Genomic DNA, 23,590 nt, shown 5'->3' with positions numbered 1-23,590 from the left:
GACGGCTCCCTTGTTTGAGATCTCAACGAACTCATTCTGGCACATCCGATGCCGTCGGGCGCCGTCCACCCCATCATGCCGTGACATCAGAGTGTTGCTGCGGTGCAGAACTTTTGATGCAGGCTGGACAAGGAAGGTGTGAAGGATCGCTATAGAGCGCTTCATTCTGAGCCGCTACATTCTTCGGCTGATGTAACGGCATGGATCCCAGGGTCTCCGCGACGTCGCTTCGCTCCTGCTCCGCCCTGGGATGACGAAGCTTGGTGGGTATCAGCCAATCTCAAAAGATTGCGATAGTTCAAGCCCCGCAGCGGAACCATTGGCAGGCCCCTCAAGCCGCCTCGGCCAAACACTTCGCACATGTCCCACGAAACTCGATCACCGCCTTCTTGGCGGCGAAGCCGGTCGAGCGTACCCATTCGTCGAGCCGGTGTCCGACATCGTGGTCGGAGAACTCGGTCACCTGGCCGCAGGTGTCGCAGATGGCAAACGCCGTCATCGAATGGCTGTGGTCGTGCGGCTCGGCACAGGCGACGAAGGAATTGAGGCTTTCGAGCCTATGCACGAAGCCGGATTTCACCAGCGTGTCGAGCGCCCGGTAGACCTGCAGCGGCGCGCGAAAACCGCGCTCGCGCAGTTGGTCGAGCAACGTATAGGCGCTGAGCGGGCCGCTGGCGGCCTCGAGCTTCTCGAGAACGCAAAGCTGGTTCTTCGTCAGTACATCCCTTGCCGCCATGATCCTGTTCCAAGCCGCTCCGTGCCGATCGCTGCCATTTCGCAAGCAGTCGGACCTCTTCCCCTGAGATAGCGACGAACTGCCATTTTTGCTACTGTTTCTATTCGCAGCCGGTGGTCGGCTGGCCGGCGGCGCCATATTCAAAATACTGACAAAATCCTCGGCCAGGCTGGCCGTGCTTGGAAATTCGATCGGGCTTGGGGAAGCAATCATGATCAAAGTGACGCGGCGGACGCTGCTTGCCGGCACGTCCGCGCTGGCCGCTGCCGGCCTGGTGCCGTTTCGGGCATTCGCAGCGGCGCGCACCTACCATGCGCTGCTTGTTGCCTGCACCGATTACCCGAACCTGCCGAAGAAAAACTGGCTGATCGGACCGAAAAACGATGCCGGCCTGGTGCGCGATTACCTCCTGGGGAACACGCCCGCGCCGGTAAAATTCCTGGCCGAAAACGTCACGTTGCTCGCCAAGGATGTCGAAGGCGCCAACGGACCGCCGACACATGCGGCGATCAAGGCAGCACTCGCCGACCTTGCCGCCAAGGTCCAGCGCGACGATTTCGTCTACCTGCATTTGTCCGGTCACGGCGCGCAGCAGCCGGCAGCGAACAAGGGCGACGAGACGGACGGGCTCGACGAGATTTTCTTGCCGTCCGACATCGACAAATGGGTGAACCGCGAAAAGGGCGTGCCCAATGCGCTGGTCGACAACGAGATCGGCACCGCGCTCGACGCTATTCGCGACAAGGGCGCCTTTATCTGGGCCGTGTTCGACTGCTGCCATTCCGGCACGGCGACGCGCGCCGCCGAGGTCGACGACGAGCTGGAACGCAAGGTCGAGTTCGCCGATCTGGTCGGCGGCGACGACGCTGCCAGGGCGGCTGCGGTGAGAGCCTATGACGAGATTGCGTCGGCCGCGCCGCGCGGCTTTGACGAGGACGGCCAGCGCAAGCCGGCCTTCAAGCTGACGCCGACCGGCGCCGAGCCGACCACCAAGGGCAAATTGGTCGCCTTCTACGCGGCGCAGACGGTGGAGACGACGCCCGAGATGCCGCTGCCCAAGGGCACGGCCGATGCACCGCGTTTCGGGCTGTTCACCTTCACCATCCTGTCGAAACTGGCCGAGAACCCCAACATCACCTATCGCCAGCTCGGCCAGGCCGTGCTGCAGCAATATTCGGCGGACGGCCGCACCCGGCCAACGCCGCTGTTCGAGGGAGAACTCGACGCACGCGTCTTCGGCACCGACAAGACAGACGCGGTCATGCAATGGCCGATCGTCATCGAGAACGACAAAGTCACGATCGGCGCCGGACTGCTGCATCGCCTCACCGCAGGCAGCAGGCTCGCAATATTGCCGTCGGCGCTGTCGCCGCTGTCCGACGCGCTTGGCTATCTCCAGGTGCAGTCGGCGAAAAACCTGGAAAGCCGGGTCAAGCCGGTCGAGTTCGGCGGCAAGCCGGCGCTCAAGCTGGCCGACATCCCCGCCAATGCCTATGCCCGGCTGGCCGAGCTCGCCGTCGACTACAAGCTCGTGGTCGCGCGGCCGGCAGCGGCCAAAGGCCTCGAGAAAGAGGCCGCGCTGGCGAACTCGGTTCTCGACGATCTGGCGGCCAGGGAGAACTCAGGGTTCCACATCGCGCTGGTCGAGCCGGGCAAGAGCGCAGATCTGCGTCTCGCAGTGCTGCGCGAGAACGCCATTGCCGGCGCCGCAGAAGATGCCACCGACGCGCCGGCGCTGTGGTTCCTGCCGGCTTCGGGCGACATGGCGCTTCAAGGGCGGCAGCAAGCCGCCGTTGATCGTCATTCATCCGGACGGCGGCGAAAAGTTGATCGAGGCCGCCGCAGGGAATCTGACGAAAATCTTCCGCGCCATCGGACTGTCGAGGCTGGCCGCCGCTTCCGATTATCGGCCGGAAGAGGTCAGCGTCGAGTTCCGGATCAAGCGTTTTGACAGCGACACGCTGCAGCCGATCGAACCGGCGACGGTGCCGCGTGTTTCGCCCGACGATCAGGTCCACGTGCTGGCCAGGAACGGTTCGACCAACCTGGTCGACATCAACGTGCTCTACGTCGGCTCCGACTATTCCATCCAGCATTTTCTTGCCGAGCGCCTGACCGAAGGCGCCGTGCTCGAGGAAGGCCTGTTCAAATTCACCGATACCAGCTTCGGCATGGAGCGGATGATCGCCGTCCTGACCGAGGCGCCGCCGCAGAGCGAGAAGCAGGATCTGAGCTTCCTGGCGCAAGAGGGGGTTGTCTCGGTGACGCGCGGACTGGGACAGCCAAGCTTCGTCGATATGCTGGCTGATATCGGCATGGCGCCGGCGACGCGGTCGGCCATGCGGCTCACCGACGACAAGGGGTCGAAGGGCGCCGTGATGATCTTCCCGATGGAGACGGTGCCGCGCGCCTGAGATGGGGTCAGGTGCCCGGCCGGGCCTCTTGCCTAATCGGCTGATAATGAACATTCTTCGACCGCCGCTGTCGGCGGCCGAACGGAACGGATGAGGGCGTTCGTGAACAGGATCGTATTTTCGTGGCGCGCAACAACCGCCGGCCTTGTCGCCGGGCTGTTGCTGGCCGCGAATGCTTCGGCGGACGAGACTTGCGGCCTCTGCGCCAAGGAGGTCGTCATCAATTCCGAACTGGCGAGTTGCTTTCTCGACCAGTACGACCAGATCGCCAAAACCGGCAACACCGCCGTTGTCGTCGATCTCAGCAGCTGCGCCTCGCGCGGCGTGGTCGAGCCGTTGCCGTCGCCGGGCAAGGCGCAGGTGGCGCCTAACGTGCAGTTCATCGTTTCGCGGGCGCAGCTGGATTGCCTGAAGAAGAAGCTGGAGGCGCCGGGCATCGTGCTCGACCCCTCCGCCACCATAGAACTGGACAGCTGCGGATGACGAAAGCGGGGGGCAACGCAACGCAGCAGGCAGTGACGGCGCCGGTACCGCAAAAGAAGCCGGTGTCGCTGCCGGAAACCGTCGAAGGCCTGCCGTGGGTGAGCAATCACGAGGTCAAGAAGGAGGCGAACCCGTTCACCGATCGCGACTGGCGCATGCTCGTCTATGCCTGGTCCGGATTGCTGGTGCGCCTGGCGATCATCTTCACCTTGATCTTTTCGGTCTACCAGTTCCTGGCGAACCAGGAGCAGAAGCGCGTCGAGCAAACGATGTCGCTGGTCGAGCTCTGGGAAAGCAAGGATTACCAGCAGGCGCAACGGGCCCTCAAGCAACGCCTGGCGGCGCTCAACGCCAAATACGGCAATCTGCTCAGTGCCAATCCGACGCCGACCGAGGAACAGGTGTTCAGACAGCGCATCGGCATCGAAGCGATGAGCGCAACCGGCGGCGACATGCCGCTTGCCGAGTTCAGCGACAATTTCGACCGCATCGTCTATTTCCTCAACCGCCTTTCCTTCTGCGTCGAAGGCAGGCTGTGCTCGCGCGACGTCGCCGACTCCTATTTCCGCGACTATGCCGCTTCCTTCTGGAGCTATTTTGCCGGCTATATCGACAAGGAGCGCAAGGCCGGTTCACCGACCTTCGCCCAGCCGATCGAGAACTATGTGCGCCAGGCGCCACCCTCGGCCCAGTCCAGATAATTCCCGAAAGTGCGAAAGCCGGCGACGGAAATGCTCCGCCGCCGGCAGGTTTTCCGCGACGATCGCGGCCGAAATTCTGCAGGCCTATTTGTACAGGCTGTTGATCCACTGGACGTTGATGGCGTTCAGGCGCACGGCGGTATTGGCATCCGGGCTCTCGGCCACGTTCACGCCGGTGATGACGCGCTGCTTGGAGCCATTGTCGTAGGCGTAGACCGAGCTGCCGCTCGATCCTGGATACGTGTCGCAGTCGTACTGGAAATACTCGGTGGCGATGTGTTCGGCGAGCACTTCGCAGGTCGCCTTCCACATCGTGCCCATCGGCTTGTCGCCGGGATAGCCGACGATGTTGGCGGTGAAATCGCCAAGATCCACGTAATTGGCATAGCCCAGCCAGCCGAGATTGGTGCCGACATCCTGTTTCAGGGTGACGATGCCGAGATCCCATGGAACGACCGAGCCGTAAAAGCCCTGGTAATTGTCGATGAAGCCCTGGACGATATAGGCGCTTTCATAGGTGAAGGCGCCGAACGGTGCGTCGTCGGCAGTCTTGCCGTTGAGAGCCGGCACGAACAGGATATCGTCCAGCCAGGCCTTGTCTTCGTGGCTGTAGAGGCAGTGCGCCGCGGTGAGCACCGTGCGCGGGCCGATCAGCGTCGCCGAGCAGCTGCCATAGCTGCCGCTCTTCGATTTGCCTTCGAGATAACCGATCGCGGTGAACGGGTAGGTTTTGGTATTCTTGATCTGCTCGCGGTCGTCCGTCCCGAACACCTGGCGGCCGGCCTCTTCGCCTCCGCTCAGCCCGGAATTCTCGGACTTCTGTCCCTCGGCGGGCGCGTTCATTTCCTTGATGACAAGGTCCTTCAGCGTCTCGTTCGGATCGATCTTGATGTCCTTGCCATCGGCGGAGCGGCCGACGATGCCATAGGATTTGACGGCCGTTGCTTCGTCGGTGAGCGGCGCGGCGCGGTTGGCCTCGTCCTCGGTCAGTTTCGGCGGGGCGATCGGTTTCGCCCGGCCAGGCTTGTAATCGCCCGATGTCACATCCCGCATGCTTTCGCCGTTGCCGGCATTGGCGGAACCTGGCTCGGCAGCCAAGGCAGGAACCGCCCACATTGCGGTGGAAAGCAACGCGGACGCAATAATGCTATGTGTCAGTTTTGTCATGGTGAGACTCTCCCAAAAGTCAGCAAGGACTGGATCAAGATATAGAAATATTGTCGAGATCGTGGTGGCGCAGAAAAATGAAATTGGTTACAGGTGCCTTTACCGGGCCATTATTCAGTGCAGACAGTTTAGGTCCCCGCCAAAAATGCCTGCAACGGTATACTGCCTAAAATAATCCAACATTGGCAACGACAAATTGCTTCCACATAGCCCGTGGGGGGCTATAGGATTTTGGGCGGGTTTTGGCTCGACAGCACGACTAGCAGAAATGGTGCTCGGCTTTGTGACGGATCGTGCTTCGCCGTGGAGCATGATCTCACCGGCCGGTTCCATTTCAGTGGATCATGCGTCGGCGACTGACCTGTCGGGAACATCGTCTCAGGGGGTTCGAGGTGAAGATCATCCATAGGTTCAGACCGATTGCCGCCGCTGCGCTGCTCGGCATCGCGGCGGCCTTGCCGGCCGTCAATTCCGTTCATGCCACGGACGCGGTCGCCCGGCCGGAGGCGGCGATCTCGCCGATGAAACGCGTGGCGGAGGCCAGGGCCAAGGCCAGGGCGGAGAACCCCGACGGCGCCGATCGTGTCTACGGCGGCAAAGAGGCCGAGAAGGGCGCTTACCCGTTCCAGGTGGCATTGCTGACCACCGGCAAACTGGACAAAAGCCCGGCCTCCCAGGCGAATGCGCAGTTCTGCGGCGGCAGCCTGATCGCGCCGCAATGGGTGCTGACGGCGGCGCACTGCCTCAATGACGACGGCGAGCCGATTTCGCCTGATATGGTTACCGTGCTCACCGGCGCCACCGATCTCAGCGAGGGCAAGCGCTACAAGGCGGCGGAGATCGTCGTCAACGAGGGCTATAGCGAGCAGACGCTGGACAACGATGTCGGCTTGATCCGGCTGGCCGCGCCGGCCGATGCCCCGACCATCAAAATTGCCCGTGAGCCGACACCGGACACCGGTAAGACGACGGTCACCGGTTGGGGCAAGATGCAGGACGGAACGTTTCCCACCGCGCTGATGGTCGCCGACCTGGACCTCCAGCCGAACGCAACCTGCAACAGCGGCATCAAGGCGATTTATGCGCATGATTTGAAGGCAGCGCTCGGCGAGCTCGCCCGCCGCATGCGTTATTCGGAAAGGGGCATCGAGGCCGCCGCCAACGCGATTGCAGCCGATATGGCCGATCCGCTGACCGGCAACATGATCTGCGCCGGCACCGCAAGCGGCGAGCGCGACGCCTGCAATGGCGACAGCGGCGGACCGCTGTTCATGACCGGCGCCGATGGTCCGATGCAGGTCGGCGTCGTCAGCTGGGGCGAAGGTCCGGCCGACGGCAGCACCGCCTGCGGCCACAAGAACGCCTACGGCATCTACACGCGGCTGGCCAATTACACCGGCTGGATCGAGGAGAAGATGAGGACGGCAGCGCCCGCAGCGCCCAAAGCCCTCGGCACGGCGCAGAAGCCCGCCACGCCCTGACCGGTGTCATTTGCTGAATGACGGCGGGAGCAATCCCGCCGTTTCTGCCCGGAACCTTAGGTTGGGACTAAAACCAGCGATCGCGGCGCTGGTCTGTGGCGGCCAAGGCGAGGCCCAGTAACGCCCCTACGGCCGCTCCGAGTATGAAGGCGGACGATACTGTCCCAGGATTCTCCTGGACAACCCCGGACACCGTCTGCGCCCTGTTGCGCAGGGCTTGTGCCGTCCGCGAGGCGCGCTCAGCAGCGTTGCCATACCAATCGCCGGCGTCCTCGATCGCCTCTTCCGCGCGTTCCGCCAAGGTTCGGTTGATCTTGTTGATCTCGCGCCTCAGCTGCGCGACCTGCTTCTCCAGGGCTTCCTGAGCTTCACGTTGAGTCATCTTCGGTGCTGCGGATTCGTTCGGTTCGTCGGCCATTGTAATCTCCTTTGCTCAGGCTCGGCTCAACGGCCGGCCCACTGTGCAGGTTCCTCCGCAAAACGCGTATGTCCGGTGTTTGTTCGGTGAGAAACCGGCTTTTGTCCGGCATGTCTGCGAATTCGGCATCAACATCGGATCGTTCCGGCGCTCCCCGCGTTGGTGAAAACGCCACAAGGGAGGAACCGCCATGGACGACGATCGGCATGAAAAAATTCGGCAGCGAGCCTATGAAATCTGGGTGCGCGAGGGCCGCCCGGATGGCGCGCATGAACGTCATTGGCAGCAGGCGAAGCAAGAGCTTGGCCTCGACGACGCGGACGTTCCGGCGGGAACGATCGCCAGCTCCGACGTTCTGACGGTCGAGGCACTGGCGATGCGCACCGGGATAACCGGTGATCAGGCGCAAGAGCTGATCGACAGGCTTGGCAACGACAGGGCGACGCTGGAGGAAGCCGCGCGGAACCTCAAGGCAGCCGAAAGTTAGAGCGTGTTTGAGAAGGGGATTCCCAGCGCTGCTTATCAAGCACGCTCTTAGCGGCGCTCGACACCCCTTGCCGCCAGCATGTCATCAACGGCTGCCGACATCAGAAATGCCGACAGCTGCTTGGCAGCTTCTGCGTCCGTCGAATCGGCGCTGATGCCGATGGCGAAGTCGACGTAACTTTGGAGTTCTTCCGGAAACCGACCGACAAGCACGACATCGGGAGCGGCCGCGAGAATCGAAGTCACGGGAACCACCCCCAACTCGGCTTCCCCACGGCCCACGGCCGGCGCTGTCTGCCCTCCTGGTATGGCCACCAGCTTGGGCTTCACCTCATCCGCTATCCCCAAACGTTCCAGCAAACCGGAGAAGTAGCCACCGCTGGTTCCTTCACTGGCGAAGGCGATCGATCTGGCGCTCTTCAACGCCTGTTCGAATGCTTCCACGGACCCGATATCGAGCGGTCGACTGCCTGCCTTGGCTGCCACCCCCATTGCTATCCGGCCAAACGCCACCTGGCTCCCCGCCTTGACCTTTCCCGAGGCAGTCAGATCCTGAACCAGGTCCGGATTGGTGATGACGAGGTCAAAAGCTTCCCCAGCTTCAATCTGCTTCTTTACTGTCGGATTGAGTTCCCACCTGACCGCAACTGTGAATCCCGTGCCCGTTTCGAACCGGGGTATGAGAGCTAGAATGGCGGGGCGGACCGCAATAGCGCCAAAAAGCCGGATTTCCTGATTCATCGCCTAACCCCGAATCGGACGAAACGACCTTCTTGCAATACCCATCCAGCTGCCCGGCCATTCTATGCTCAGCGTCCCGGAAGCCGTCGCCCTTCGGCCACCGGATGCCGTCATCGCCTACTTCCTCGGCGGCCCCTTGCGCTCGGCCGATGCCGCCCAGAGATTGATGTCCGACTCGCGGGCAAAGGTGTCGATCTCGGCGAGTTCGGCATCGCTGAAGTCGAGCGCCTTCAGCGCGCCGACGCAATCCTCGACCTGTTCCGGCCGGCTGGCGCCGATCAGCGCCGACGTCACCCTGCCCCGGCGCAGCACCCAGGCCAGCGCCATCTGCGCCAGCGTCTGGCCGCGGCGACGGGCGATGACGTTCAGCGCCTCGATATTGGCGATCGACTTGTCGTTGATGAATGCCGGGCGCAGCGACTTGCCCTGGCTGGCGCGGCTGCCATCGGGGATGCCGCCGAGATATTTGTCGGTCAGCATGCCTTGCGCCAGCGGCGAGAACACGATCGAGCCGACACCAAGCCCCTCCAGCGTATCGAGCAGGCCATCATCCTCGACCCAGCGGTTGAGCATCGAATAGCTCGGCTGATGGATCACGCAAGGCGTGCCGAGCTGCTTCAATATGTCGGCGGCCTCGCGGGTGCGCTGCGAATTATAGGAGGAAATGCCGGCATAGAGCGCCTTGCCCGAGCGCACAGCGTGATCGAGCGCGCCCATCGTTTCCTCCAGCGGGGTGTCGGGGTCGAAGCGGTGCGAATAGAAGATGTCGACATAGTCGAGCCCCATCCGCTTCAGGCTCTGGTCGAGGCTGGCCAGGACATATTTGCGGCCGCCCCATTCGCCATAAGGCCCTGCCCACATTTCGTAGCCGGCCTTGGTCGAGATGATCAGCTCGTCGCGATAACCGGTAAAGTCCGTCCGCAGGATCTCGCCGAACGCCTGCTCCGCCGAGCCGGGCGGCGGGCCGTAATTGTTGGCGAGGTCGAAATGCGTGATGCCGAGATCGAACGCCCTGCGCGCGATCGCCTGCTTGGTTCTATGCGGCGTGTCGTTGCCGAAATTGTGCCACAGCCCAAGCGAGATCGCCGGCAGCTTCAGGCCGGACCGCCCGCAGCGATTGTAGACCATCTTGTCGTAGCGGTTTTCGGCGGGAACATACGGCATGGGAAATCCTCATATCGAAACGAGCCGACAGCTGCCGCCGCGACAGTGGGGCAAGTCGACTCCGGCCCACCCTTAGCCTCTCCCCGCGCAAACGGGGAGAGGCTTTTTGCGGTGCTTGGGAGGTGCGCCGCCTACTTGGTTTTCTTCTTCGCCAGCAGCTCCTTCGCCGCCTTGACGCCGAGTGCCGCGGGCCGCTCGCAGCTGGTCTGCATGGCGACGAACTTTCCGGTCTCGCCCGAACGCAACAGGCCGGTCATGACGTCGACGGCATGCAGCGCCAGTTCCATCGAGCAGCGGTGCGGCCGGCCTTCCCTGATCGCGATCGCCATGTCGGCCAAACCGGCGGTGCGGTAGTTGGCCATCATGCCTTGCGAATGCATCTCGTTGGGCACGCCGAACGGATGCGGCCATTTCGGCAGCTTCTTCACCGGTTTGGCGGCTTCGGTGTAGCGCACTTCGCCGCCGAAGAAGTTCGGATCCGGTACGAACACCGTGCCCGCCTCGCCATAGAGTTCCATCGGCGCGTGGCCATGGCTCCAGACATCCCAGCTGGTGTTGAGCGTCACCATGGCGCCGTTCTCGAATTCCAGCACGCCGTGGATCGTCGTTGGCGTGGAGACCGGGATCTTTTCGCCGGCGCGCGGCTTCGAGCTGATGATGCGTTCCGTCATCGGGATCGAAGCGAAGGCGGCGACCTGCTTCACCGGCCCGATCAGCTGGATCAGGTTGGTGATGTAATACGGTCCGATATCGAGCACCGGCCCGGCGCCCGGCTGGAAGAAGAAGTCCGGATTGGGGTGCCAATGCTCCATGCCATGGCTCATCACATGACAGGTGCCGCTGGTGATCCTGCCGAGCCTGCCGGTGTCGATCAGGTCGCGGACAAGCTGGTGCGCGCCGCCGAGGAAGGTGTCGGGCGCCGAACCGATGCGCAGCCCCTTGCTTTCCGCCCGTTTCTTCAGGTCGAGCCCTTCCTTGACCGACAGCACGAAGGGCTTCTCCGAATAGACGTGCTTGCCGGCGTCGAGGATCTGCTTCGACACCTCGTAATGCACCGCCGGAATGGTCAGGTTGACGATGATGTCGATATCGTCGGCCTTGAGCAGCCCCTCGACGGTCTCGGCGCGCAGCTTGAACTCTTTTGCCCGCGCTTTCGCCGCTTCCATGTTGATGTCGGCGCAGGCGCGCATCTCGATGCCGCGAAACAGCGGCGCCAGCGAGAAATACGCCTTCGAGATGTTGCCGCAGCCGATGACGCCGATGCCAAGTTTTGTTGCCATGCTGATGTGCTCCTAATAGGTCTTGGCGGCTGCGATCGAGCGGCGGGCGAAGCGCTCGATATCGTTGGGATTGTCCTGTTCCATGACGTAGTATTTTGCGGCGCTTTTGGCGCGTAGCGCCTTGATCAGGCCGGGCCAGTCGATGGTGCCGTGGCCGACGTCGGACCAGCCGTCCTCGTCGAGGCCCTCGCCCGGCTTGGCCAAGTCCTTGACATGGACGGCGACGATGCGCTTGCCGTGCTTCTCGATCCAGGGCAGCGGATCGACGCCGCCGCGCACCACCCAGGCGACGTCCATCTCCCAGCCGATGTCGGGCGCGGAGGACAGGATATGGTCCTGCGGCACCGAGCCGTCGGCAAGCGCCTTGAACTCGAAATCATGGTTGTGCCAGGCAAAGCCATAGCCGGCTTTCCTGGCCGTCTCGCCGACCTTGGCCAGGCGTTCGCCGAAGCCGCGCCAGCCGGCTGTGTCGGCCGGCCTGAACTCGGCGTTCAGGAACGGGCAGATGAGCAGCGTGATGCCGAGCGCGTCGGCCGTCCTGCGCACGCCGTCGAAATCCTTCTCGAGCGCGTCGATCGAGAAATGCCCGGTCGGCATGGCGAGCCCGTTCTTGTCGAGCTCGGCACGGAACGCCTTGGGATCGTCATAGACGCCGCCGAACCCTTCGACTTGGCTGTAACCAAGCTCCCCCAGCATCTTGAGCACGCCCTCCCAGGGCTGGAAATTGCGGGCGCTGTAAAGTTGGAATGACCAGTTCATCGTCTCTGTCCGTTTTCTTGTGGATGGTTAGTTTTGGGGGGATGAGTCTTGCGGGAGTAGAAGAGTCTTGGGAGGCTAAATCATGCTCTAGAGGCGGTTACCTGTGGCGGCGTCGAAAAGCGAGGCGCGCATCGGGTCAAAACCGATGCCGACCGCCTCGGCGTTGTTTGGCGTGCGCTCGGCTGTCACCCGCACCGTGAAATTCTGGCCGGCGAGCTTCAGCCAGACCAGCGTGTCGGAACCCATGGGCTCGACGACCTCGACATTTGCCGTGGCTGCGAATGGCCATCCCGTGCCGCTGTTGAACGCCACGTGCTCGGGGCGAATGCCGAACACGGCCGGCCCTGGCACCGGGTCCTTCTCGAAAGCATAGGTGGCAAGCGGTATCCGCACATCCTCGGCGACGAAGTGCCAGTCGCCTGCCGCTTGCTCCAGTCTGCCGTCGAGGAAGTTCATTGCCGGCGAGCCGAGGAAGCCGGCGACAAACCGGTTGACCGGCCGGTTATAGATGGTCTGCGGCGCATCGAGCTGCTGGATGACGCCGCCCTTCATCACCGCGATACGGTCGGCCAGCGTCATCGCCTCGATCTGGTCGTGGGTGACGTAGATCATGGTGTTCTCGAGCTTGCGATGCAGCAGCTTGATCTCGACGCGCAATTCCGCGCGCAGCTTGGCGTCGAGGTTGGAGAGCGGTTCGTCGAACAGAAAGACATCGACGTCACGCACAAGTGCGCGCCCGATCGCCACGCGCTGGCGCTGGCCGCCGGACAGCGCCGCCGGCTTGCGATGCAAAAGCGGTTCGATCTGCAGGATCTCGGCGGCCCGGGCGATGCGCTTGGCGATCTCGTCCTTGGCGAGGCCGGCAACGCGCAGCCCGAACGACAGGTTCTTCTCCACCGTCATCTGCGGATAGAGCGCGTAGGACTGGAACACCATGCCGATGCCGCGATCCTTGGGCTCTTCCCAGGTGACGTTCTTGCCCTTGATGAAGATGCGGCCTTCGGAAACGTCGAGCAGCCCGGCAATGCAGTTGAGCAAGGTCGACTTGCCGCAGCCGGACGGACCGAGCAGCACGATGAATTCGCCTTCGGCAACATCGAGGTTGAGCGTCTGCAGCACCGATATCGCACCGAAATTCAGCGACAGGTTCTGGATCGAGACGCTGGTGCCGTTTGCCGCAATGCTGCCGTTTGCGTTCATCGCCATCATCCTTTCACCGCGCCGGCGGCGATGCCGCGCACAAACAATTTTCCGGACAGGAAATAGACGATCAGCGGCACCAGGCCGGTCAGGATGGTGGCTGCCATGTTGACGTTGTATTCCTTCACGCCTTGCACCGAGTTGACGATGTTGTTGAGCTGCACCGTCATCGGATAGGTGTCGGGGCGGGTGTAGACGACGCCGAACAGGAAGTCGTTCCAGATGCCGGTCACCTGCAGGATGATGGCGACGACGAAGATCGGCAGCGACATCGGCAGCATGATGCGGAAATAAATGCCCCAGAAGCCGGCGCCGTCGACACGCGCTGCCCGGAACAGCTCCTCCGGCATGGAGGTAAAGTAGTTGCGGAACAACAGTGTGAGGATCGGCATGCCGAAGATGGAATGGACGATCACCAGGCCGCTGAGGCTGCCGTAGAGGCCGACTTCGCGCAGGATGATGACGATCGGATAGATCATCACCTGATAGGGGATGAAGGCGCCGACGATCAGGATGATGAAGAAGGTGTCGGCACCTTTGAAGCGCCAGTTGGCAAGCGCATAGCCGTTCACCGAGGCGAGCGCGATCGACAGGATCACCGACGGGATCGTGATGCGCACCGAATTCCAGAAGCCACGCGACAGCCCGTCGCAGTTGAGCCCGGTGCAGGCGCTCGACCAGGCCTTGACCCATGGCTCGAAGGTGATCTCCATCGGCGGCGAGAAGATGTTGCCGAGGCGTATCTCGGGCATGCCTTTGAGCGACGTCACCACCATCACGTAGAGCGGCAAAAGATAGTAGAGCGCCACCACGATGAGCGTGCCGTAGAGGAAGATGTTGCGGCGCGAGAACATATGCCGCGGCTTCGGCCCGCTCGGCCCGTACGCTTCGAGCGTGCCGGGGCCGGCCGGCAAGGAAACGGTATGGTCAGACACGCTTCTTGCCTCCGAACTCGAGATAGGCCCACGGCACGATGACGATGATCACCGACAGCAGCATCATGGTCGAGGCGGCGAACCCCTGACCGAGGTTCTGGGCGAAGAACATGTAGTCATAGACATATTTGGCCGGGACTTCGGAGGCGATGCCGGGCCCGCCGCTGGTCTGGGCGACAACCAGGTCATAGATCTTGACGATACCGGCAGCGATGATGACGAGCGTGGTGATAAACACCGGCCGCATCATCGGTATGATGATGAACAGATAGGTCTTCCAGGTCGGTATCCCGTCGACCCTTGCGGCCTTCCAGATATTCTCGTCGATCCCGCGCAGGCCGGCCAGCATCAGGCACATGATGAGCCCGGTGCCCTGCCAGAGAGCGGCGATCAATATGCCGTAGATGACGATGCTGGAATCATAGAGCGGATTGAAGCTGAAGCTCGTCCAGCCGAGGCTGCGCACCACTCCCTGGATCCCGAACTCGGGGTTGAGCAACCACTGCCAGACGAGGCCGGTGACGATGAAGGACAGGGCGAAGGGATAGAGGAAGATGGTCCGGAACGTGTCCTCGAACCGGATCTTCTGGTCGAGCAGGGCGGCAAGCAGGAAGCCGATCACCAGCGAGAACAGCAGCGACAGCACGCCGTAGATCAGCAGGTTCTCGATCGAGACCAGCCAGCGCGGCACCGACCACAGACGGTAGTACTGGTCGAGCCCGACGAAATTCAGCCGTGGCAGGAGCTTCGAACTGGTGAAGGAATAAAGCACCGTCCACGCGCTGCCGCCGACAAAGATCACCAGCGCGGTGAGGATCATTGGGATCGAGGCGATTTTCGCATTGAGGTTGCGAAAGAGTTGGCTCGGGCGTTCGCTCTTGCTCATCTGCACAGCCGCGCTGGATCGGGTAAGGGCCGGAGGGTCAAGAGGCCTTGACCCGAGCTCCCGACCCTGCGTTTGCAGGGGCGGGAGTGAGGCGGTCGGTCGATCGCTCAATCGGCCGAACCGACAATGGCGGCGAAGCGCTTCTGCGCATCTTCCACGGTCATGTCCTGCTTGGCGAAGAACTCGGAGAAAAGATCCTCCTTCTGCTTCTGCGTATCCTGCGAAAGCAGCTGGTCGGTCCAGGGCATGACATTGCCCTTGGCGAGAATTTCGAGCCCCTTCTTCATGCAGTCGTTCGCCGCCTTGAGGTCGACGTCGCCGCGCACCGGCAGCGAACCTTTCTTGAGATTGAAGGCGACCTGCGTCTTGGGATCGAGCAGCGTGTGGGCCAGCACTTCCTGTGCCTTCGATTTTTCGGGATCCTTCAGCAGCGGGAAGTAGAAAGCGTCGCCGCCAGTGGCGATGACCTCGTTGAGACCGAGGCCCGGAAGGCAAGTATAGTCCTTGCCGGCGGTCTGGCCGGCAACCTGGAACTCGCCCTGCGCCCAGTCACCCATGATCTGGCCGCCGGCCTTGCCGGTGATGACCAGATTGGTGGCCTGGTTCCAGTCCTGCACATTGGTGTTCTTGGCCATCTTGCGGGCATCGTCCGCGGCCTTGAAGACCTTGGCGACCTCGGGCCCGGCGGCGAATTCCGCGTCCTTGTCCTTGTAGACCTTGAGGAAGGCGTCGGTGCCGCCGACCGCCGCAAGCAGCACGTCGAAAGCGCCGGAGGCCTGCCAGGGCTGGCCGCCGACCGCGAGCGGCTGGATGCCTGCCTTTTCAAGCGCGGGCGCCGCAGCGACATATTCATTCCAGTTCTTCGGCACCGGCACGCCGGCTTTTTCGAAGGCCGCGTTCGACAGCCACAGCCACTGCCAGGAGTGGATGTTGACCGGCACGCAATAGATCTTGCCGTCGAGGGTACAGCCGTCGAGCAGGCTCTTCGGCTGCACGATTTCCGTCCACTTTTCCTTGGTGGCGAGATCGGTGAGGTCGCGCATCAGCCCGGCCTGCACCAATTCTTCCGCCTGCCGGCCGTGATTGAACTGGGTCGCGCCCATCGGGTCGCCGCCGGTGATGCGGCTGATCATGATCGGCCGCGCCGTACCGCCGGAGCCGGCGATGGCGCCGTCAACCCAGTGATTGCCGGTTGCGTCGAAAGCCTTGGCGAGTTCGGCGACCGCTGCCGCCTCGCCGCCGGAGGTCCACCAATGGGTGACTTCCAGATCCGTCGCGGCCGCCGGGCCGGCAAATTGCAGCGCGACCGTCGCAGCCAGCGCAGCAGTCATGAGTTGGTATCGCATTTCGTTCCTCCCAGAATCTGAAACGTTACAGATTTTCGATACGGCAATTGCTTGAGGCGCGCAACCCCTCAGGCGAAGGTGGCATCAAGTTTTTTCGAAGCGCGAATAAAATCGCGCGGCTGCCGACCTACCGCACCGCAACAAGAGAGGTTGCACTGCAAAAAGTTGATGCTGCGACGCCAGAAACCCGGAAAAGCCCCTTCTGTCGCTCTTTTTTGCGCCGACCGGAGTGCCGCTCGTTTTGCGCCTGTCACCAGTGATATCGCCACGGCAGTGACAATCTGTAACGTTTCAGTATATAGCGGTGTCATTCGGTGAAGGCCCGCGGCGTACCCGCGGCCCGCCGATTGCCGGCCTGCCCGGCAACTGCTATGTGCCTGACGGGGCGGGATGAATGAACAGGCATCAAAAAGAGAAGGCCGACGAAGCGTCGGGCCAGGGCCGGCCGACACTGAAGACGCTCGCCTTCATGACCGGGCTGGGCGTCACCACCGTGTCGCGCGCGCTGAAGGACGCGCCCGAGATCGGCGCCGAGACCAGGCGGCGCGTCCAGCTTGTCGCCAAGCAGATCGGTTATCGGCCCAACCGTGCCGGCGTCCGCCTGCGCACCGGCAAGACCAATGTCATCAGCCTGGTGCTCAACACCGAGCACGAGATCATGAGCTTTGTCTCGGATATCATCTACGGCGTTTCCGAAGTCATTGCCGACACGCCCTACCATTTGATCGTGACACCCTACTCGCGCTCGCAGGATCCGCTCGACCCGATCCGCTACCTCGTGGAAACCGGTTCAGCCGACGGCGTCATCATTTCGCGCACGCAGCCGAACGATCCGAGGGCCCGTTATATGCTGGAGCGCGGCATCCCCTTTGCCACGCATGGCCGCACCGATATGGGGCTGATCCATCCCTACCATGATTTCGACAATTACGCTTTCGCAGCCGAGGCAGTGCGCCATCTGGCCGGCCTCGGCCGCCGCCGCCTGGCTCTGTTGGCGCCGCCGGTCGAGCTGACCTATCACGGCCACACGCTCGCCGGCTTTGCCGATGCGCTGAGCGAGGTCGGCGCCAGCGAGATTCCGTTCAACACCGTTTCGATCGATCATTCGATCGAGCAGATCAGAATGCGGACCGCGCAGCTGATGCGCCGCGAAAGCCGCCCGGACGGTTTCATCAGCAGCGCCGCCGCCGCGACGCTCGCCATCGTCGCCGGCATCGAAGACGCCGGCCTCAAGCTTGGCCGCGATGTCGATGTGGTGTCCAAACAATCGTCGGAGCTTCTGCACCTGTTTCGCAGCGAATTGCTGGTCGTCAACGAGAACTTCCGACTGGCCGGCGCCGAACTCGCCCGCTCGGTGCTGGGCTGGATCGGCGGCGCCGCCCCCGGCACCCTGCAAAGCCTGAGCGAGCCGGGCGAAGTGCAGGCCTATCGCCGCCCCGACTAGAGCGGGATATGTTCAAATTGAACTGGCACCCGCTCCATCTGTTTGTCCTAGCCGCATTTCTGCGACACCGAGGGATTCCACTTGGCTGCAAAATGCGCGCTGCTGACTGGCAACCTTGGGCCGTTTGCTGCCTGTCCGGTTCTGGCCGAGAAACGGAGTAAGCCGCCTTTCCATTGACCACCACGTTCGGTCATCCGGCGCGAACTACAGCCTGGCCGCCTTCGTCAGGTTGGCGCGGCATGGCTGCGCCGGCCAGTGCTGGAGCGTGATCGTTTGAGGTTCCTTACGGTAGCGGAAGGTGTTCGGTGATCATACCTATGACTACCCTGTCCCCACTTTCCGGGACGGGCGCGTGGAAGTGAATACGGTTTCGATGCGGCTCAAGCTTGACATGCCATTCACAATATAGTGTGCGGCCGCCTAGTACGATCTCGCGTGCCTCGCGGCTGACGCGGTGGTCGCGCACATTTGGCTTCTCCGGTGCGGCGTTCAGACCAAAGCCTGTAAAACGATGCTCTACGAGCTGGTGACTGGGTTGGGCATCGGAAACATGCAGTGGTGCCTCTCCGGGTGCGATCGCAGGCGGAGGCCAAGTAAACGTCCAATGTCCCCAGTCATTTAGAGCTGCCAACGCAGCTCGGACCCGCTGCCTTGACGCAAGATAACCACCGGACAGGTGATCGGCATGCGTAATCACACCATCGACGAAGTGAAGGTCCGGATAGGCGTGGGGCGCGTGGCACACCAAGCTTTCGAGATTGTCTCCCTCAAGCACGATCATGTCTCGCCAGTAGCGCTTGCGGCCAACATCGTCGCTGACGAAGTGTACGGCGGCGTTTCCGGTAGCTGTAGTGGTGGTCCCGATGCTATTTGCGTAGAGCGTGACACAGGCCGCTGCCCTCCCCGCCCGGTTGCTGTAGTGGACCCAAGCGACGTCTTCGTTGTAGGTGGGCGGTCCTCCGTCAATTGAAACCATCGGGTCCTCGAACCCCTCCGGCCAATCGTCTGTGTCGGCGTAGCGCTGTGCCCGGCCGAGCCAACCTGCTAATTCCTGCGCCATCTCCCCTCGCAGATGTAACGGTGACTCTTCCGAGAACAAATCCCAGAGGGTGAGGGCTCCATGCATAAGCTTTATTTGAAAGTCGTCCCCGATCATCACCTCCTCGGCGCGATCGGCTGAAACCGCTACGAAGTCCAAGGCCCGATCGATCAGACGCCCAACATCGCCGGCAGACATGCCGCTAAAATTCCAGTCCGCTCCATTGACTATGAACGTCACGGCTCGCGTCTTCCGCGCCTGATCCGACCGAGGGATGCGACGTCGTTCTGGTATTGATCAAAGAAGCCCTTGGGCCACTTCGAGACACTGCCCGTTTCGGTGATCGACAGCGTTTCGAAGACCGCCTCGCTCTCGTTGTCGCTACCACCAAACCAATGCAGGACCGCGGAAGTTGGTTTGAGATAGCCTTGCTCGGCAATTGCCCTCCGGATGCCATTTACCACGTGATCCGAATGCGTTTCGATAATCATCTGCACGCCGCGGCCCGCAAGCCAAGCGAGAAACACGCCTATGCGCGACTGACCCGCGGGATGTAGGTGAGCCTCTGGATTTTCCACGAGAATCAGGCCGCCTTTGTCGGCAATCAGACCAGCGAGTATTATCGGAAGCGCGTAGGTGACGCCGAACCCCATGTTCGTGGATTTCACCCAAGTCGACCTCGGCAACCTGTACCTAAGCTCGGCCACCGTTGTGCCCGGCGCGCGCTCGCCTGTAACCTCGATCGGCCGCGCTATCTCGCTTAGCCACTCCTCTACTTCGTATTTTAGCAGGCGCGGTGTTGTAGCATCGTTTAGAGGATGGGCGCGCTCAACAGCCTCGATCACCCGATCACCGAGCACGCTAAGCACGTGGGCACAATACTCGCCGTGAGTTCCTACCTCCAACTCGGCTTCGGGAAGGGGCGACGCTGCCGTGTATCCTCGCGGACCAAGCCGTTCCGCACTAAGATACGTGAACACCCGTGGTTTACCCGAGAATGGCCGGGGTAAGTTGCTCGGCGCTTCGACGATGTCTAGGTATAGCGCTTCCTCTGACGGGACGGCGAGCCGCCAACACGCAGTTTCGCCTCCCGCCTCCTCCAACGCGATTTCTATCGGGCTGGCGCTCTCCCAATTCAGAACATCCTCGGCCGTGCCGAGATGGAGGCCGAACGGGCCGTTCAGACTCAGGGAGGAAGATTTGGTTGTGCTGGCCTCAACCGCCATTAGGATGGCCTGTAGCAGCGATGTCTTGCCGGACCCGTTGAGTCCGGTGAGGACGGTGAGTGGGGCCAAGGCGAAGCGCTCGTCTTTCAAACGCTTCAATCCCTTAATCCTAGCTCCGACGATCACTTCAGTACCTCTCGGAGGATGGCGCGGGTACGTTCAAGCCGGTGGGCGACTCGGTTTGGGTCGCCGGTGCTAACGGTTACTGCCCGTAGGTAATCGGGTTCTAGGAAGGCTTGTCGGAATGCACGCACGATTTCCTCCCGACGAGGAGTCAGTACGCCGAGGTCATGATCTGCCAGAGCGTTCGCTTGGGACTCGAAGACCGCGCGGTTGATCGGACCCCGACGTTCCGCCCCAAGAGGCCAGCGTCTGAACGCGGCAGGCCCGAGGATGTTGTAGGCAGCTGTCATGGCCCGGCCGAAATCTACCTCGAGTACTGTGAGTTCGCCATCTGAGATGGCGGCTCCAGCTGTACCGTCGATGCGTTTTGTGAAGTTCATTAGAAATGCATCGAGGCTTGGAAACTGTCGATATTGATCGACGCTGCTAATGCGAAATGCACAGAATCGCAGTGCGAGCTCGCGGTTCGCCATTCTGCCGCTGTCCCGGACAGTTCTCCCATCAGGGAGCTTCTTCCAGTAATGGCCCTCCGTGGCGACATCGAACGCAGAGCTTTCTGACAAGCGTCCGAGGAAAGTTCGAGAGCGTAAATCGCTCATCGCATGGCGAATCTCTTGGGCGGACAGCGGGCTTCCCAAAGTATTCACACGGTTAAAGATGTCGTATTTGACCTCGTCGGGCGTCTGTGGCTCGATCACGTGTACGACGATTTGGGCGCTCCTGAAACGTCTCAGTGCCGCGGGGTCGAGTTGTCGATAGGTACGGTCGTGCAGGTCCGAAAGGTATTCCAAATCGACATTGGAAAGCCTGTGCTCGCCGCGCATAAAGAGTGAGATCGTGGAGAGACGCTGAACGCCATCGACGACTTGGTACGAGCCGTTTTCGGCCTGATTGAAGTAAAACGCTGGTAATGGAATTCCGAGAAGAATCGACTCGATTAGGCGGGTTCGTTGGCGCGTCTTCCATACGTACTCGCGTTGAAAGTCTGGAGACAGATCAATATCTCCGTCCGCTATCTGTTCTACCACCTCACGCAACGTGAAAGATTTAGTCGTAATACGGATCTTCCCCGGATCCCACGGCTTGATCGAACCCACGTGCCCCCCTGGGTCCTCGACATTGTCGAGGCCATCCAGGTCCTCTTGATCTAGTATGTCTTCAGGGATGTCTTCGCTCATCTGCTCTCTCGAGTATCTGCCTCAAACGCCTTCTTGCCGGAATTGCGTTAATGAGCCGCTATTGGTTCGACGAAGAATTAGACGGCTGGGTTCGCCCCGCAGGAGGCTGACGAAATCGCGCGAATACCGCCCGGACAGCTGCCCCGTGCCCCTGACTGAGGCGAGCTCGGTCTTTGCTACATAACTCCCGACCTCAACTTCCACAAGCTGTCGGACGCAACCGGACCTGATCAACACGTCCGACAAATTCGAGCCAGACGCCCGCTGTTGGCGCAACCACGCCCTCAAGCGTGCACGATCTCCGCTTCAGGGAGGTGGGAAACATACTCGCTACGACCGAATTTAGGCGCAGTCCCGACGTCCAGATGGCGAACCGCCGGACCGGCCCGAGAATTCCCAACGGCGCGCTTGAGATCACCCGCGCGCGGCTCTACGCGGCTCTACTAGTCCGAAAACCTCACGCTCACGCCGCGCTGCCGAAAATAGGCCTGCATCAACTTGCGCCCCGAGCGGTTGTTCTGCGCCAACTTGGTCGGATCGAACACCGCCTGTTTTATCCCTTCTCGTGTCAGCGCCGCTTTAAGCGTCGCGATATGTGCGTCGATGTCGGCATTGTCCGCCCGGAGGGAGGCATAGATAGTTTCGGTCGCCTGGGCCACGGTCGGTTCGGTCACAGGTGTCGTCCTTTGGTTGGTTGAGCGGCGGCTTACCACAGATTCGCGGCTCCGCCGATACCGATGAGACCGTCAATCGTCTCTACCGGCATAGCAGGTTCCTGGCGCGACCCGACACCCAGTTGGTCGCTGGAGATATCTGCTTTCTGGCAACCGCAAAATTGGACTCTACGTCCAAGTTCAGGCGCTAACCCGCCGCGCCGCTCCCCCATGGGCCATGGAAGGCGCCCGGCCCATCGATGCGCTCGAAGCCGTGCGCGCCGAAGAAATCGCGCTGCGCCTGGATCAGGTTCGAAGTGCCGCGGCCCTGCCGGTAACTGTCGAAATAGGCAAGTGCCGATGACAGGGCCGGCACCGGCGAGCCGGCTTCGGCTGCCCTTGCCACGACACGGCGAAGCGACGGATGTGCCTCCTGCATCAACGAGACGAAAGCCGGCGCCATCAACAGGTTGGTGGCCGCACCGCCGGCGCCGAAGGCCTCCGCCATTGTATCCAGCAATTGCGAGCGGATGATGCAGCCGGCCCGCCAGATCTTGGCGATGACCGGCATCGGCAGGTTCCAGTTGAATTCCTTCGACGCGCCGCTCATCACCGCGAAGCCTTGCGCGTAGGCGGCGATCTTGCCGGCAAACAGCGCCAGCTCGAGATCGCCGAGCAGAGCGTCCCTGTCCCCGGAAATCCTGCTCACGCCGCCGCCATAGACCTTTTCGGCGGCAAGCCGCTCGTCCTTGATCGACGACAGCACGCGCGCCGCCACCGCCGCCTCGATCGCGGTGGCCGGGATGCCGAGCTGCTGCGCCTCGATCACCGACCATTTGCCGGTGCCTTTCTGGCCGGCGCGGTCGAGGATGATGTCGACCACCGGTTTGCCGGTCTTGGGATCGTCGGCGGCCAGCACCTTGGCGGTGATCTCGATCAGGTACGAGTTGAGCCTGCCCGTGTTCCACTGGGAAAACACCTCAGCGATTTCTTTCGGGCCCATGCCCAGCCCGTCACGCAAGATGCCGTAGATCTCGGCGATCATCTGCATATCGGCATATTCGATGCCGTTGTGGATGGTCTTGACGAAATGGCCGGCGCCGTCGGTGCCAAGCCACGCCGCGCAAGGCTCGCCCTTGAACTTGGCCGAGATGGCGGTCAGCACCTTTTCGACGCGCTTCCAGGACTCTTCGGTGCCGCCGACCATGATCGAGGGACCGTGGCGTGCGCCCTCCTCGCCGCCGGACACGCCCATGCCGATGAAGGTCAGGCCCGAATCGGTAAGCTCGGAAAAGCGCCGCATCGTATCGCGGAAATTGGCATTGCCAGCGTCGATGACGATGTCGTTGGCCGACAGCACGCCGCGCAATGCCGTGATCTGCTCGTCGACCGGCTTGCCGGCCAGCACCATGATGATGATCGGCCGCGGCGGCCGGATCGCGGCCGCCAGTTCCTCGAGGCTGTAGCAAGGCACCACCCTATCCCTGAGCGCGCCGGCATTTTCGACAAAGGCATCGGTGCGCGCCGCGGTGCGGTTGAAGACGGCGATGCGGTGCCCCTTCTCGGCGATATTGAGCGCCAGGTTGGAGCCCATCGTGCCAAGGCCGATCAGGCCGATTTCGGCTTTTTCCATCGTTTCTTCCCTGCTTTCGGATCTTGTTGGTTTGAGCCCGCGATTGGGTTGGACGCCCATTCTTGATGGCGATGATTGACGGGGGTTCGCGGCCGCG

At 62.0% G+C, this 23,590-nt stretch carries 22 protein-coding genes; 6 read left to right on the top strand and 16 right to left on the bottom strand.

The genetic code is table 11. From position 1 onward, the window contains the following. Positions 1-331: 331 nt before the first annotated feature. Positions 332-736, bottom strand: a complete 405-nt coding sequence (locus NKJ20_RS20630) for a Fur family transcriptional regulator (RefSeq protein WP_023675234.1) — start codon at positions 734-736, stop codon at positions 332-334. A 211-nt stretch (positions 737-947) separates the two neighbouring features. On the opposite strand from NKJ20_RS20630, the gene NKJ20_RS20625 reads away from it, so the two are divergent. The 3 genes from NKJ20_RS20625 to NKJ20_RS20615 all read left to right on the top strand — a co-directional run bounded on the left by NKJ20_RS20625 (position 948) and on the right by NKJ20_RS20615 (position 4,334). Further along, on the top strand, positions 948-2,687 hold the full coding sequence (locus NKJ20_RS20625; protein ID WP_352746438.1) for a caspase family protein: 1,740 nt from the start codon (positions 948-950) through the stop codon (positions 2,685-2,687). A gap of 565 nt (positions 2,688-3,252) precedes the next feature. Continuing rightward, positions 3,253-3,633: a hypothetical protein gene (locus NKJ20_RS20620; RefSeq protein ID WP_352746435.1), complete on the top strand. Its 381-nt coding sequence runs from the start codon at positions 3,253-3,255 to the stop codon at positions 3,631-3,633. Continuing rightward, on the top strand, positions 3,630-4,334 hold the full coding sequence (locus tag NKJ20_RS20615) for a DUF4760 domain-containing protein (RefSeq protein WP_352456781.1): 705 nt from the start codon (positions 3,630-3,632) through the stop codon (positions 4,332-4,334). Before NKJ20_RS20620 ends, NKJ20_RS20615 begins: the two co-directional genes overlap by 4 nt. 84 nt (positions 4,335-4,418) lie before the next feature. Here NKJ20_RS20615 and NKJ20_RS20610 read toward each other — a convergent pair whose 3' ends face one another. Further along, positions 4,419-5,501, bottom strand: coding sequence for a trypsin-like serine peptidase (locus NKJ20_RS20610; protein ID WP_352746433.1), 1,083 nt, complete (start codon positions 5,499-5,501; stop codon positions 4,419-4,421). A gap of 392 nt (positions 5,502-5,893) precedes the next feature. Between NKJ20_RS20610 and NKJ20_RS20605 the strand changes: the two genes are divergently transcribed. Further along, complete coding sequence (locus NKJ20_RS20605) at positions 5,894-6,982, top strand: S1 family serine peptidase (RefSeq protein WP_352448356.1); 1,089 nt, start codon at positions 5,894-5,896, stop codon at positions 6,980-6,982. Between the two features lie 67 nt (positions 6,983-7,049). Here NKJ20_RS20605 and NKJ20_RS20600 read toward each other — a convergent pair whose 3' ends face one another. After that, positions 7,050-7,400 carry a hypothetical protein gene (locus NKJ20_RS20600; RefSeq protein WP_352448357.1) on the bottom strand — a complete coding sequence of 117 codons (351 nt, stop codon included), beginning with the start codon at positions 7,398-7,400 and terminating at the stop codon, positions 7,050-7,052. Between the two features lie 190 nt (positions 7,401-7,590). Between NKJ20_RS20600 and NKJ20_RS20595 the strand changes: the two genes are divergently transcribed. After that, on the top strand, positions 7,591-7,887 hold the full coding sequence (locus NKJ20_RS20595; RefSeq protein ID WP_352448358.1) for a DUF2934 domain-containing protein: 297 nt from the start codon (positions 7,591-7,593) through the stop codon (positions 7,885-7,887). Positions 7,888-7,934: 47 nt separating this feature from the next. On the opposite strand, the gene NKJ20_RS20590 is transcribed toward NKJ20_RS20595, so the two are convergent. The 8 genes from NKJ20_RS20590 to NKJ20_RS20555 form a co-directional block, all read right to left on the bottom strand. Continuing rightward, positions 7,935-8,627: a molybdate ABC transporter substrate-binding protein gene (locus NKJ20_RS20590; RefSeq protein ID WP_352448359.1), complete on the bottom strand. Its 693-nt coding sequence runs from the start codon at positions 8,625-8,627 to the stop codon at positions 7,935-7,937. Between the two features lie 117 nt (positions 8,628-8,744). Then, the gene (gene mgrA, locus NKJ20_RS20585; RefSeq protein WP_352746430.1) at positions 8,745-9,791 is read right to left on the bottom strand and encodes an L-glyceraldehyde 3-phosphate reductase; all 1,047 of its coding nucleotides are present in this window, start codon (positions 9,789-9,791) and stop codon (positions 8,745-8,747) included. A 131-nt stretch (positions 9,792-9,922) separates the two neighbouring features. Then, positions 9,923-11,071, bottom strand: coding sequence for a Gfo/Idh/MocA family protein (locus NKJ20_RS20580; protein WP_352456787.1), 1,149 nt, complete (start codon positions 11,069-11,071; stop codon positions 9,923-9,925). Positions 11,072-11,083: 12 nt separating this feature from the next. Beyond that, positions 11,084-11,830, bottom strand: a complete 747-nt coding sequence (locus tag NKJ20_RS20575) for a sugar phosphate isomerase/epimerase family protein (protein ID WP_023675224.1) — start codon at positions 11,828-11,830, stop codon at positions 11,084-11,086. A gap of 87 nt (positions 11,831-11,917) precedes the next feature. Next, entirely contained in the window at positions 11,918-13,030 is a 1,113-nt protein-coding gene (locus NKJ20_RS20570) for an ABC transporter ATP-binding protein (RefSeq protein ID WP_352448362.1), read from the bottom strand. 5 nt (positions 13,031-13,035) lie between these two features. Beyond that, positions 13,036-13,965, bottom strand: a complete 930-nt coding sequence (locus NKJ20_RS20565; protein WP_023675222.1) for a carbohydrate ABC transporter permease — start codon at positions 13,963-13,965, stop codon at positions 13,036-13,038. Continuing rightward, a complete protein-coding gene (locus NKJ20_RS20560; protein ID WP_352746428.1) occupies positions 13,958-14,851 on the bottom strand; it encodes a carbohydrate ABC transporter permease in 894 nt (297 codons plus the stop codon). The genes NKJ20_RS20565 and NKJ20_RS20560 overlap by 8 nt, the downstream gene beginning before the upstream one ends. Positions 14,852-14,958: 107 nt before the next feature. Further along, positions 14,959-16,197, bottom strand: a complete 1,239-nt coding sequence (locus tag NKJ20_RS20555; protein WP_352456792.1) for an ABC transporter substrate-binding protein — start codon at positions 16,195-16,197, stop codon at positions 14,959-14,961. 394 nt (positions 16,198-16,591) lie between these two features. Here NKJ20_RS20555 and NKJ20_RS20550 point away from each other — a divergent pair, with 394 nt between their 5' ends. Further along, positions 16,592-17,641, top strand: a complete 1,050-nt coding sequence (locus tag NKJ20_RS20550; protein WP_254816774.1) for a LacI family transcriptional regulator — start codon at positions 16,592-16,594, stop codon at positions 17,639-17,641. A 283-nt stretch (positions 17,642-17,924) separates the two neighbouring features. Here NKJ20_RS20550 and NKJ20_RS20545 read toward each other — a convergent pair whose 3' ends face one another. From NKJ20_RS20545 to gnd, 5 genes are all read right to left on the bottom strand, one after another. Next, a complete protein-coding gene (locus NKJ20_RS20545) occupies positions 17,925-18,920 on the bottom strand; it encodes a hypothetical protein (protein WP_352746425.1) in 996 nt (331 codons plus the stop codon). Further along, the gene (locus tag NKJ20_RS20540; protein ID WP_352746422.1) at positions 18,917-20,032 is read right to left on the bottom strand and encodes an AAA family ATPase; all 1,116 of its coding nucleotides are present in this window, start codon (positions 20,030-20,032) and stop codon (positions 18,917-18,919) included. Before NKJ20_RS20540 ends, NKJ20_RS20545 begins: the two co-directional genes overlap by 4 nt. Next, positions 20,029-21,207, bottom strand: a complete 1,179-nt coding sequence (locus NKJ20_RS20535; RefSeq protein WP_352746420.1) for a GmrSD restriction endonuclease domain-containing protein — start codon at positions 21,205-21,207, stop codon at positions 20,029-20,031. Before NKJ20_RS20535 ends, NKJ20_RS20540 begins: the two co-directional genes overlap by 4 nt. A gap of 443 nt (positions 21,208-21,650) precedes the next feature. Beyond that, entirely contained in the window at positions 21,651-21,881 is a 231-nt protein-coding gene (locus tag NKJ20_RS20530) for a hypothetical protein (protein ID WP_352746417.1), read from the bottom strand. 187 nt (positions 21,882-22,068) lie between these two features. Beyond that, positions 22,069-23,493, bottom strand: a complete 1,425-nt coding sequence (gnd, locus tag NKJ20_RS20525; protein WP_352746415.1) for an NADP-dependent phosphogluconate dehydrogenase — start codon at positions 23,491-23,493, stop codon at positions 22,069-22,071. Positions 23,494-23,590: the final 97 nt, after the last annotated feature.

It is taken from the genome of Mesorhizobium sp. M0185, assembly GCF_040322175.1.
Taxonomy (GTDB): domain Bacteria; phylum Pseudomonadota; class Alphaproteobacteria; order Rhizobiales; family Rhizobiaceae; genus Mesorhizobium.
This window is presented reverse-complemented; position numbering and strand designations above follow the sequence as displayed.